Origin of the sequence: Anaerophaga thermohalophila DSM 12881, from assembly GCF_000191885.1 — a bacterium.
Taxonomy (GTDB): domain Bacteria; phylum Bacteroidota; class Bacteroidia; order Bacteroidales; family Marinilabiliaceae; genus Anaerophaga; species Anaerophaga thermohalophila.
Genome location: NZ_AEWI01000006.1, coordinates 11,799 through 23,725, shown reverse-complemented (window position 1 = coordinate 23,725; position 11,927 = coordinate 11,799). Strand labels below are relative to the sequence as shown.

10 protein-coding genes are annotated in these 11,927 nt (G+C 43.0%); 3 read left to right on the top strand and 7 right to left on the bottom strand.

What is annotated here, in order from left to right; all coding sequences use genetic code 11:
• The first annotated feature begins 289 nt into the window (after positions 1-289).
• Positions 290-1,354 (top strand): PorP/SprF family type IX secretion system membrane protein, encoded by a 1,065-nt coding sequence (locus ATH1_RS0102750; protein ID WP_245531690.1) that lies wholly within the window; start codon positions 290-292, stop codon positions 1,352-1,354.
• 144 nt (positions 1,355-1,498) lie between these two features.
• On the opposite strand, the gene ATH1_RS0102745 is transcribed toward ATH1_RS0102750, so the two are convergent.
• The 6 genes from ATH1_RS0102745 to ATH1_RS0102715 all read right to left on the bottom strand — a co-directional run bounded on the left by ATH1_RS0102745 (position 1,499) and on the right by ATH1_RS0102715 (position 9,578).
• Positions 1,499-2,824: a glycosyltransferase family 2 protein gene (locus ATH1_RS0102745; protein ID WP_245531689.1), complete on the bottom strand. Its 1,326-nt coding sequence runs from the start codon at positions 2,822-2,824 to the stop codon at positions 1,499-1,501.
• 123 nt (positions 2,825-2,947) lie between these two features.
• On the bottom strand, positions 2,948-3,571 hold the full coding sequence (locus ATH1_RS0102740) for an OmpH/Skp family outer membrane protein (protein WP_010417189.1): 624 nt from the start codon (positions 3,569-3,571) through the stop codon (positions 2,948-2,950).
• 110 nt (positions 3,572-3,681) lie between these two features.
• Positions 3,682-4,002 (bottom strand): hypothetical protein, encoded by a 321-nt coding sequence (locus tag ATH1_RS0102735; RefSeq protein ID WP_010417188.1) that lies wholly within the window; start codon positions 4,000-4,002, stop codon positions 3,682-3,684.
• Positions 4,003-4,476: 474 nt separating this feature from the next.
• The gene (locus ATH1_RS0102730; RefSeq protein ID WP_010417186.1) at positions 4,477-4,785 is read right to left on the bottom strand and encodes an FtsB family cell division protein; all 309 of its coding nucleotides are present in this window, start codon (positions 4,783-4,785) and stop codon (positions 4,477-4,479) included.
• 400 nt (positions 4,786-5,185) lie between these two features.
• Positions 5,186-6,817, bottom strand: a complete 1,632-nt coding sequence (gene pruA / locus ATH1_RS0102725; RefSeq protein ID WP_010417184.1) for an L-glutamate gamma-semialdehyde dehydrogenase — start codon at positions 6,815-6,817, stop codon at positions 5,186-5,188.
• A gap of 286 nt (positions 6,818-7,103) precedes the next feature.
• Entirely contained in the window at positions 7,104-9,578 is a 2,475-nt protein-coding gene (locus ATH1_RS0102715) for an alpha-ketoacid dehydrogenase subunit alpha/beta (protein WP_010417179.1), read from the bottom strand.
• A 229-nt stretch (positions 9,579-9,807) separates the two neighbouring features.
• Here ATH1_RS0102715 and ATH1_RS0102705 point away from each other — a divergent pair, with 229 nt between their 5' ends.
• A complete protein-coding gene (locus tag ATH1_RS0102705) occupies positions 9,808-10,023 on the top strand; it encodes a hypothetical protein (protein WP_010417177.1) in 216 nt (71 codons plus the stop codon).
• Between the two features lie 369 nt (positions 10,024-10,392).
• Positions 10,393-10,581, top strand: coding sequence for a hypothetical protein (locus tag ATH1_RS0102700; RefSeq protein ID WP_010417175.1), 189 nt, complete (start codon positions 10,393-10,395; stop codon positions 10,579-10,581).
• Positions 10,582-10,587: 6 nt separating this feature from the next.
• On the opposite strand, the gene ATH1_RS0102695 is transcribed toward ATH1_RS0102700, so the two are convergent.
• Complete coding sequence (locus ATH1_RS0102695; RefSeq protein ID WP_010417174.1) at positions 10,588-11,613, bottom strand: FAD:protein FMN transferase; 1,026 nt, start codon at positions 11,611-11,613, stop codon at positions 10,588-10,590.
• Positions 11,614-11,927 lie beyond the last annotated feature (314 nt).

Below are 11,927 nucleotides of genomic sequence, written 5' to 3'. Positions count from 1 at the left end.
GGTTCTGGGTTCTGGGTTCTGAGTTTTTTGGTTTCTGGTTTTTGAGTTGAGGTGTTTGCGGAACGGGGTTTCCTTTTAAGGAGAGTCATTGGGCGTGGGTAAGAGAAGTTGTTAGCCGGCAGCTCTTATTTCTTTGATGATTGGAGATTTTCAATTTGTATTGAGTGCTCAGCCTCAACCTCAGCCTCAACCTCAACCTCAACCTCAACCTCAACCTTAGCCTCAACCTTAGCCAAACTGGTAATTGTTCATTGAATCAGCATAACCTGATTACTCAAAAGTTTAGATTGTGAAAGAAGAGATTAGACATATTATCTTATTGTTGGGAATAATTCTGACAGGAATGGGGAATGCGAAAGCGCAGGATCCCACTTTCTCGCAGGTTTATGCTGCTCCGGTTTATCTGAGTCCTTCTTTTACCGGCTTAACCAACGGAAGCCGGGTTGCTCTGACCTACAGGGATCAGTGGCCCGGCATTCCCAATACATACAGAACTTTATCCTTTGCTGCCGATCATTTTTTTGAAAAGTACAGCAGCGGCGTCGGATTGGTCTTTGTTCGTGATGACCAGGGAGGCGGACAGCTGATTACGCAAAACATTGGTTTGGTTTATGCTTATGAATTTCCTTTGACACGTAAAATTTATATGCGTCCCGGACTTAATTTCAAATATTTTGAAAGAAAGATTGATCCTGCTTCACTGCTCTGGGGCGACCAGATAGGTCCTGACGGTGATATTCTGGCCAGTGCCATCGGGGATTTTGAAAAGGAAAGTTATCGCAAATTTGATGCAGCTGCATCCGCAATGGTTTATAGTGATGATTTCTGGGGAGGAGTTGTGGTTGACCACCTGGTAAAAAGTGATCTCGGGTTTACCGATATTGAGTCGGCTCTGCCCATAAGAACGACTTTTTACGGCGGGGGAAAGTACCGTTTCAGAACGAGAACAAGAAATCAGGATGAAGTGAGTGCTACCCTGGCTTTTATGTATCGAATGCAGCAAGATTTTCAACAACTGGACATAGGGAGTTACTGGTACATCAATCCCTTTGAACTCGGTTTGTGGTATCGGGGTATTCCAATCGGTAGCAGTGACGGGCTTACCAATAATGATGCGCTTATCTTTATTGTCGGGTTTAATATTGGCGATGTACGGTTGTCCTATAGTTATGATCTTTCTTTGTCTGATTTGGCAGGGCATAGTGGCGGTGCTAATGAGTTTTCGCTCATTTACCGGTTTTCGACCTCCGGCATTAACAAATCTCCCAGGGGCGCCATCCCGTGTTCCGAATCGGGGAATGACTGGTTCCGCAATAAATCTTCTTCCAGAAGAGGCAGCAGAACGCTATTCTAATTTCTGCCATTTTGCCATCCCTCAGCGGTTGGTTTAATTAATTCTAAACCTCACAAACAAACCCAAAAATTCAAAACCCGAAACCCAACCAAAACTCAGAACCAGAAACCCCGAACTTAAAACTCAAAACTCAAAACTCAAAACTCAGAACCCCTTCCTTTCCAACTCCCGGTATTTTATCAGTAATTCCTTTTCGTCCAAAATGTCGTCAATGTTTTGGCCGGATTGTTCGAGGAGCGATAAAGCTGCATCGAAAACGTCCTTTCTGGCATAAAAATGCTCGTGAGAATAGTTGAGATACTTAACAACCCGGAAGGCATTAAAAACACCAAAGAAACGCTTTAAAAACGTTTTATTGCGGTTGCTGTTTTTTCTGATGACGGATAGTTCTTCCTTGAAATTCGAATTGAGAAGAAAACTCCGCAGCGGGCCTGACAGATTATAGGTCCATTCTTCAAATGATTCGGGGTTAATGTCTCTCAGTTCCTGAATTTTTGAAAACAAGCTGCTAAGGTCTTCAAATGCGAGAGGATTGTATGTGGTCCCCTGTCGCCGGCTGCCTTCGAGGTGTTGCTTAATGCTGGCCCCTGTTCCGAATACAACCCTGTCCGATGGTCTTGGTGACGGATACACGGCTGTAGTGTTTATTTCACCAAAACCGCCGAGGGGAATTAGTTTTTGAAGGAAATAGAAATCTTCGCCTGCCTGTTTTTTTGGCATTCCGCCTGCCTGAACATATTTTAATGCCCGGAACGTCATGCATGAGCCGATGGTGTGACAGGCATAGGGGAATCCTGCTTCCTGCAGGGCTCTCCGGTAGTATCTTAAGTGCAACTCGTAAAGCGTGATGGCTTCATAAACTTCGGGCGGATATTCCTTCCCTTCCAGCGGATGCTCAAAATAAATCATTGCCCCTTGATGCGTGGGGTCTTTGTACCATTCTTCTATGGCCCGGAAGTAATTCGGAGCTACCGGAGAATCGGCATCAAGACAGGTAATGATCCCATCGGGTTTTCCGAGTTTATAATACCTTCTTACGGCTTCATCCAATCCCGTTTTTCGGGCCAGTCCTGCACCAAAATGTTTTTTACGCAGGTTGTAGGCTTCCAGGGGATGAATATGAAGCCAGTCGTTGCTTTTCCTGTTTTTATAATTCAGGATTTCAGTAAAGCATTCTTTTTGTTTTTCAAGAATGTGGGGGGAGTCACTTTCAGAGGTGTTGAGCACGATTATAACTTCTGCCTGTCCCGACGGAGGCGTACAAGCATAAAGCGATTCCAGCGTTTTGAAAAGGTAATTTTTTTCCAGATAGGAAGGAATAACAACAATTAGTTTAAGGTCGGCGGGAGGTGGCGTTTCAATGCGAAATGCAGGAAAATGTTTTTCCAGGTAATTCTCAAAAACAGCTTTCGTTTTATCTTGTGCCATCATAATGCCTGAAAAAAGCAACAGGCCATCGAAAGTAAGCAACAATCAATGACCTGCTTTTATCTGACTGGAATCTTAAAATGCTTAATTGTTTCTGCCTTTTGCCTGTCAAACTTCTGCCCGGGTCGCTACCTGTATCTTTAATTTAAAAATCTAATGATCTGTTCATTGCTGTTCCCCGGTTTTTTTCTGAGCTTTTTCATAGCGCTCATTCAGAATGGCAACTACCTCGTCAGTAATATTGAGGGCCTCGTTTGCATAGAGCACGTTATCTCCCATGGTATTACTCAGCACCAGTTTCAACGGATGCTTTTTGGTGTACTCTTCCAGAAAAGCAGTAATGGTATCTCTTAATTCTTTGTTCATTTGGTTCTGCTGCCTCATCAGTTCATTCGACAGCTGGTTATTTAAGTCCTGAAGTTCCTGCTCCTTTTGTCTTAATCTCCTTTCTTCCTGTTGTGCACGTTCAAGGCTCAGGAAAGCATTGTTTTGAACTTTTCGCTGAAAAGCGCGCATATCGTCCTGAAATACCCTTGCACGCTCGTTGAAATCGGCTCTTGACGATTCCTCTTTTTTCAACAGTTCCTCGTTAAGATACTGAGCATATTCATAATTCATTAACAATGAGTCGGTATTGATGTAAGCTATCGGGTAGTCCTGCACCTGTTCTTTCCTGGTTTGTTCGTCTGCATCTTCTACCGATGACGAGTCGTCGGATAATACAAGGAAAAACAGGACAATAACTGCAACAAACAAAATAGCATTAAGGACGATGGATATATTTTTCATAGCAGAAAATGAAAGTTAAATTTTAATTTTTTAATGAGGACAAATATAAGTGTATTGTTAAAATATTGAAAGGTTCTTCAGGGTTTTTGCTTTTCCGGGGGAATAAAATATCAGGTAAATTTTCTGAAACTTACATAACCGTCAAGAACGGCTGAAACAGCTACGAAAATTATCCAGTAGGATCGATCGTGATAAATAGCAAAGACTGCGGCAGCAAGAAATACTGCACTGGTCATTAATATTCCGTTTAATCTCTTGCGGCGGGGTGCCGCAACGATGAAGTTGTATATTCTGATTCCCAGAACGGGGATGAGGCCTGTTGCAAAGACCCATTGGGCCGCGGATATACCGGCAATATGCATAATGATGCCCGAAAGCACCAGCACCATTCCGGCATAGTAGAGACCACTAAGGAAGCGAAGGATATTCATTTAGTATAAAATTTATCTAAGTTATTGATCTGATGCAACTCGTTCCGACTTATCGGGACTCATCTTATCATACTTTAATTGATGTCAGATGATTAGAGGTTAAATTCTTCGCTCCGCTCAGAATGACAGACTGTCGAATGTCATTCTGAGGAGATAACGACGAAGAATCTGTTCCCTGTTTTTTTCTTTGATGATTAGAGGTTAGGTGGTACTTATAGATATTTTTATTGTGACAATCTTTGTCATGCTCGTTTTATCTAAATCAAATTATAAACTGCTCAAAATATGATGTTTATATTTTTTTTGTTAGTTTTCGCGTTATGTCAGTACCCTCAAATTCCACTATTGACTAAAAATTACTGACTACTGACTAAATTACTTTTATTTGATATTCAGCATCTAACTTCAAACTTCTGCCTTCTGCCTGTTGGCTATCTTTATCTTAAATCTTATATCTAAAAATCTAACTTTCTGTTATTCTTCAATAACGACAAAAATATCTTCATCTGGTTTTTTCATGAGGTATTGTTCACGGGCAAATTTTTCAAGATTTTCGGGGTCGCTTTGCAGCTCCTGCATTCTTTGTTTGTTACTTCTTATTTCCTGTTGATAATGGATTTTTTGTCGTTCCAGCTCTTTGATTCGCTGTGAAAGTTCATATCGTTCCAGCAGGTTGTTTTGGTCAAAAAAACCTATCCAGATAATAAAAGCAAGAATGGCAATGACATACCTGTTTCGCAACAGGGGTAAGACAAGTCTTATGATTCGCTTTAATGCCTTCATTGTTTTCTAATTAGCGTCTGCCTATAAAGTATCATTTGCTGTATTATGCTTGCCGCCAAAACACTCATTTACGAAACGGGCATGGCAAAAATTGTTATATAATAATTGTCAGGAATGTTAGCTACTGTAATACTCTCTCATAATAAAAACTTTGCGTCATTGCGTCTCTGCGTTTAGGCTTTTTTAAACTGACTATTTACTTTCTGAACAGACACATGATTTGGTGCAACTTTTCCCGACTTTTCAGGCGGGCACTAATTCATTGTTACTCTTTATTATGGGCGTGTAATTCCTCTAATGCAAAGTTAATTATTTCTGGAAATAAAACAATAAGCCGGAATGCGGTGAAAAAAATGAGGGCTTCACTTTATGTGAAACCCTCACTTTTGGAAAAGACCGGTTATTCTTTTTCCATGTATGGGTATTTAAAATCGGTTGGCGGTATAAAGTTTTCCTTTATGGTACGTGGTGAAACCCACCGAATCATGTTAAATAAAGAGCCGGCTTTGTCGTTCGTGCCCGAACCTCTTGCACCCCCAAAGGGTTGTTGACCTACGACAGCGCCGGTTGGTTTGTCGTTGATGTAGAAATTTCCGGCGGCATTAACCAGTCTTTTCGTAACCTTTTCTATGATGTAACGGTCTTTGGCGAATACAGCTCCCGTTAGTCCGTATATTGATGTTTTGTCAAGAATATCGAGTGTTTCATCGAATTTCAGGTCGTCATAGACATAAACGGTCAATACCGGCCCAAAGAGTTCTTCCTGCATTGTCCTGTATTGCGGGTTTGTGGTGAGAATAATGGTTGGTTCTATATAATATCCGACCGATTTATCGCAGCTGCCGCCTGCAATTATTTTGGCTTCGGGATGATTGTCAGCTTCTTTAATGGCTGCTTCAAGTTTGTCAAAGGATGCTTCGTCGATCACTGCATTTACGAAATTGCTGAAATCTTCGGGTGGTCCCATTTTAACTTCACTGAGCTGACGGAGCACTTCGGCTTTGATTTCTTCCCAGCGACTGTCCGGCATGTACGCCCTGGATACTGCCGAACATTTTTGCCCCTGGTACTCAAATGCACCTCTGGTGATGGCAGTTGCAACAGCTTTTGCATCACATGATTTGTGAGCAATAATGAAATCTTTTCCACCGGTTTCTCCAACAATTCTGGGATAACTTTTGTAGCGATGAATGTTCTCTCCAATGGTTTTCCAGATAGATTGGAATACCTCTGTGGAGCCTGTAAAGTGAAAGCCTGCAAATTCGGGGTGTGAAAAGACTTCCCTTGCTACAATCGGGCCGCTCGCAAATACCAGGTTGATGACGCCTTCCGGTACGCCTGCTTCACGGAATATCTGCATTATGATATTTGCCGAATAGATGGCTGTTTTTGAAGGTTTCCAGATTACCACATTGCCCATCATGGCCGGGGCCGATGGCAGGTTCCCTGCAATAGACGTAAAGTTAAAAGGTGTAAGTGCAAAAACAAATCCTTCCAACGGTCTGTATTCAACTCTGTTCCAGATGTTCTTCGATGATGTTGGCTGGTCTTCATAAATTTGTGCCATGTACTTCACGTTGAAACGCAAAAAGTCGGCCAATTCACAGGCACTGTCTATCTCGGCCTGGAAAACGCTTTTCGACTGGCCCAGCATCGTGGCTGCATTGATCTTTTGGCGATAAGGTCCTGATATCAGATCGGCTGCTTTCAGAAATATGGATGCCCGATGTTCCCAGCTCATTTCCGCCCATCTGGGGCGGGCCATGAGAGCGGCATCAATAGCCTGGTGTACATGCGACTCGTCGCCCTGATGATAATGTCCGAGACAATGTTTCAATTCATGGGGCGGATGGATGGATACTTTCTTCCCTGTTCTGATTTCTTCACCGCCAATGAACATTGGAATATCAAGTTCAACGGCACGAAAGGCTTCGAGTTGTTTTTTCAGTTCTGTGCGTTCCCTGGTTCCCGGGGCATAAGTTAAAACCGGTTCGTTGGCAATGGGGGGAACCTTAAAGACTCCTTTTGGCATAGCACTTGGTTTTTAGATGTTAGCAATATCTTAGTTACGAATGAGTAAACTCTCTATTACAAATCTAATCAATTACCGGTGCTTATGTTATGAAAAATGTCAGGTATTTCCGATGCATAAAGGAAGACTGGCATTACCTCTTCTCAAAGGGGCGTTACCCCCATTCAAAGGGGTAAATATTCTTCACAGAACCGGTTTTAAACATATAGGGGGTGATTCTGATAAAACCCGGCGATGTAAAAATGAATGACTGATCAATTTATTCCGAACCCCGAACCCTGAACTTCTAATAAATAGGTGGAAACTTTTCGGGATAAGCCACACCCATCATGTCATAAATGGCCTCATAAACGTCTTCGGCATTGGGATTGCTGAAATAGTCGCCATCTGTACCGTAGGCCGGCCTGTGGTCTTTGGCGGTGACGGTTACGGGTTTAGCATCGAGATAATAAAAGCCACCCTGTTCTTCAATGACTTTTTGCAACATGTATGCCGTGGCTCCGCCCGGGACATCTTCGTCGAAGAAAACAATGCGGTTGGTTTTCTTTAACGAGTTTAGAATTATGCCTTTTATGTCGAAAGGGAGCAATGTTTGGACATCAATCAGTTCGACCGAAATGCCGGTTTCTTTCAGTTGGGTTATGGCTTCCTGTGCAATTCGTACACATGAGCCATAAGTAACAAGTGTAACATCAGTTCCTTCGGTCAATACTTCAGGAATGCCGAGCGGGATTCTGAATTCACCAAAATTGGAAGGTTGCTTTTCCCTGATTCTGTAACCGTTAAGTGGTTCGATGATGAGTGCCGGGTCTTCGCCTTGCAGCAAGGTATTGTACATCCCGGCCGCCCGTGTCATGTCGCGGGGTACACAAACATGAACGCCTCTGATGCTGTTGATGACCATGCTAAGAGGTGATCCCGAATGCCAGATGCCTTCGAGCCGGTGTCCACGGGTTCTGATGATCAGAGGAACTTTCTGCCCGCCTTTGGTGCGGTAATGGGTTGTCGCTACATCGTCGCTGATAACATGTAATGTGTAAAGCAAATAACCGAAGTACTGAATTTCGGTAATCGGGCGGAGTCCCCTGAGCGCAAGGCCAATGCCTTCACCTATAATGGTTGCTTCGTGAATGCCCGTATCTCTTACTCTCCACGCTCCATATTTTTCCTGTAGTCCTTCAAGTGTTCTGTTAACATCCCCCAGTTTTCCTGTATCTTCACCAAGTGTCAGTATTCGGGGGTCTTTTGCAAAAAGAGCGTCGAAATTGTCCCGAATTATTTCGCGTCCGGGGACCAATGGTGCATCTTTTGAATATTCGGGCATTACAGGTTCTGTTTTCAGGGGTGAGGCATCGGATTCATCATAGAGATACCGGTTGTATTTTTCACGACCACTTTCAAAGTAATCGGCAATCCATTCGCGAAGCTGTTCTTTTAGCCCTCCCGGGTTGTTGCAGGATACACACACGTGGCGGAGTATCTTCCGGGCCGAGCTTAGGATTTCTTTTCGGTTGAGGGTGACAACGTTATTCAGGTTGTCGATAATGGCATTGATCTGTTCTTCTCCCCGTGAATGGCAAACGCATTTTTTTTGTCTGACCATTTCAATCAGTTGCATTTTTTCTTCTTTGATAGGGGCCATAATCTCACGGAATGCTTCTTTCCGGGCAGTATGGGCCTCTTCCTGAGCTTCCGTTGCCAGGCGATTCAGGGTGGCCTCATCGGCCAGCTTTGTTTCCAAAATCCATTTGTGCATTTGGAGGAGGCCGTCTTTTTCTTTTTCCCATTCGAGTCTTTCCTTTGGCTTATAGCGTTCATGAGAACCGGAAGTTGAATGCCCTGTAGGTTGTGTCAGTTCCTTTACATGAAACAAGACAGGAACGTGTTCTTCTCTGCATTTTCGAATGCCTTCTTCGTACATTTGGCATAATCCGGCATAATCCCAGCCATACCCCTCATAGATGCGGATTCCGCTGGCGTCGCCTTTTTGCTTCTCAAAACCTTTGAGTGCTTTGGAAATGCTGGCCTTCACAGTCTGAAGATCAACCGGAACGGAAATTCCGTACCCGTCGTCCCAGACAGAGACAGCCATGGGAATTTGGAGGACAGCAGCAGCGTTCATGGTTTCAAAGAACAATCCTTCTGAAGTGCTGGCATCTCCGATAGTACCGAAAGCCACTTCATTTCCGTTTTTACTGAACGATTTGAGGTGGTTTAGTTCGGGTTGTTCGCGGTAAAGTTTTGAGGCAAGTGCCAGTCCGACAAGTCGTGGCATTTGTCCGGCCGTTGGACTGATGTCGGAAGCGGAATTTTTGTTTTCGGCCTGGTTAATCCAGTTTCCGTCAGGATCAATCAGTCTGGTGCCGAAATGGTTATTCATAGAGCGTCCGCCATTGTCGGGGTTTAGTTCGGTACGGGTTTCTCCGTAAAGCATGGCAAAGAACTGCTTTGGGGTGGTCATTCCCGTGGCCAGCATAAAGGTCTGATCACGATAATAACCCGAGCGCCAGTCGCCTTCTTTGAATTGCCTGGCCATGGCAATTTGTGCTATCTCTTTGCCATCACCAAAGATTCCGAATTTGGCTTTTCCGCTTAACACTTCCCGTCTGGCAAGAAGACTCATCTGACGGCTTAGATGTGCCAGTTTGTAATCGTTTAGTACTTCCCTGCGGAACTCTTCGAATTTAATTGCTTCTTTTTCTTCAGTATCGTCCTGAATGTTCCTGATATTTTCTTTTTCTTTTGTGTTGCTTGTGATCATTGCCGTTTATTTGTGTCGGTTAAGCTCTCCATAGGCATTCCAACAAAGCAAAGGTATATTTTTGGGCGGTTTATTCACACACGACCGGTGAAACATTTTTCCGGCCGGGTACTGCGGGGATAAAATCCGGCCAATGCATATCCCGTTGCATTATTCAAACACAAAGTTGCAGGTGAATGTTTAAAACGAGCTGTTTTTTGTATTTTTGCAGAGTCCAAAACAGTTGAAGATGATACTTAAACTTCTTGTCATTAGTATTTTATTGATGGCTGTGATTACAGCCCTCATGGCTATCCGCATTCTATTGAAGAAAAACGGTCATTTCCCGAATATTCATATAGGGGGAAACAGAGATATGGCACGTCGTGGAATTTTCTGCGCTACTACGCAAGATAGAATTGCAAGGAAAGATCGAAAGCATCTTCTTAAAGATACTTTATCGTAGAATTGTTCTCTTTTGTGAAACAGGCTGCTATATTTTGGCTATTGAGGTGCCGGTAAGATTTTGCACGCAAAAGCTATGAAACGAGCATGACAACGTTTTCCACAACAGAATATGTATAAGTTCTTGCATGCGAGTTCCATCCGACCAATAACTTAGACGATTAATTATATACGGATGAAATCTTTTCTTTGCGATTTTTGCATTCCTTTAATTTTGCGTTCTTAGCGTGGAATAAAACATAGACAAAACGCATAGCATCTCCAAATTAAATTAACTTAGAATTTAAAGACGAATCTTAATCCAGATATTTGCATCCGAAAATCAAATACATTATCTTTGTACAAACAGAAAAAGCAAAGGAGTAGGATTATGAATACAGTACTGATAATGGTAGGAATTACAATTTTGTTGGTTGCACTTGCTTTTGCAGGGTTGGCATTGAAAATCTTTTTTAAAAAAGATGCCACATTGACTACTTGCAGCGGAGGTTCATGTGCCTGTCATGCAGGGACCGAAAGTTGCGGTTCAGGGCAGGTTATTTCGGATATTAAAGAATAAAGCAGATTAGTCGTCGGCTGAAAAATATTTTTCAAATCCTTCAGTCCACGAAACCTCCATGCCATCTTGAGTAGCGTGAATAAAATAGCCGTCCACCTCAGGATGTTGACGTAATAATTCAAGGCTTTTTTCAAGACCCATCACCATGCAGGCAGTAGCCCAGGCATCGGCAGTCATACAATCATCTGCGATAATAGAAGCGCTTAAGAGAGAATGCTGCACGGGTTCTCCCGACAGAGGATCGATGGTATGTGCATATTTTTTGCCGGTCTTTTTGTCGATATAGAATTGTCTGTAATTTCCGCTGGTGGCCATAGACTTCCCGGAAAGTTGTATCACAGTCTGTATTTCTCTGTTTGAGGCTGAAGGGTCATCAATGGGTTTGTCTATTCCAATGCGCCAGGGAATGTTTTTTGGATTCATCCCTTTTGTTGTTATCTCGCCGCCAATTTCCACCATGTAATTTTTACAACCATATCGTTCCAGAACTTTTGCAGCAACATCTACACCGTAGCCTTTTGCTATGGCTGAAGCGTCGAGCATAATTCCGGACGTGCTTTTCAAAACCGAATCACCTTCGATCGTTATGTTATCCATTCCCACCAGCATTCGCAGGGAGTCGATAAGGGCCGGTGTCATATTTTGTCGCTTAGAGAAACCGAACCCCCAGGCATTAACAAGCGGCGCAACTGTCATGTCAAAAGCGCCTTCTGTTATCTCTGTAATTCTACAGGCTGCTGTAAAAACGGCACGAAAATGATCGTTGTTGACCTCTATTCCTTTTTTCGACCGGTTGAAACGGGATATTACTGATGTTGAATCATAAGTTGACAAAGCGCGATTGACGGAATCAAGGGCAAGCATAACTTCATCGTTCAGATTTTTCCCTTCCGGACTTTCATATATCAGGTGATAATAGGTGCCGAATACTTCACCTTCATTTTTTATCCAGTTATTCCGGCTGCAGGAAGATGACAACAGCAAAACAACAATAAGAATAACGGGATGATGCAACAAAAGAGATTTTTTCATGTTTTTACATCCTGATTTGATTTTTTATAGCTTGTTGGTTCATGTTTGTCCAGGTCAGGTAAAAAAGGACTGTTGCTTTGGCGACAGTCCTTTTTTGAACATCGTGGCAAACCGGGATGTTATTTCCCGGTTATCTTTTTATTCTAATCTGCTCAACAGTCCGTAAAAGTTTTGCGAACACGCGTCCAGGCGTTATTCATATATCCATCGGCTTTTATGAGATATATAACTAAGGAAACCTTTGCGTCATGGCGTCTCCGCCTTTAGAAAATTTTCAATGAACTATTGCTCTAATGGGCTGTGCATAAGTGCCA

Coding starts and splice junctions, on each gene's coding strand:
- ATH1_RS0102740 (WP_010417189.1), bottom strand. CDS start 3,571: ATGAAAAATATATCCATCGTCCTTAATGCTATTTTGTTTGTTGCAGTT.
- ATH1_RS0102735 (WP_010417188.1), bottom strand. CDS start 4,002: ATGAATATCCTTCGCTTCCTTAGTGGTCTCTACTATGCCGGAATGGTG.
- ATH1_RS0102730 (WP_010417186.1), bottom strand. CDS start 4,785: ATGAAGGCATTAAAGCGAATCATAAGACTTGTCTTACCCCTGTTGCGA.
- pruA (WP_010417184.1), bottom strand. CDS start 6,817: ATGCCAAAAGGAGTCTTTAAGGTTCCCCCCATTGCCAACGAACCGGTT.
- ATH1_RS0102715 (WP_010417179.1), bottom strand. CDS start 9,578: ATGATCACAAGCAACACAAAAGAAAAAGAAAATATCAGGAACATTCAG.
- ATH1_RS0102705 (WP_010417177.1), top strand. CDS start 9,808: ATGATACTTAAACTTCTTGTCATTAGTATTTTATTGATGGCTGTGATT.
- ATH1_RS0102700 (WP_010417175.1), top strand. CDS start 10,393: ATGAATACAGTACTGATAATGGTAGGAATTACAATTTTGTTGGTTGCA.
- ATH1_RS0102695 (WP_010417174.1), bottom strand. CDS start 11,613: ATGAAAAAATCTCTTTTGTTGCATCATCCCGTTATTCTTATTGTTGTT.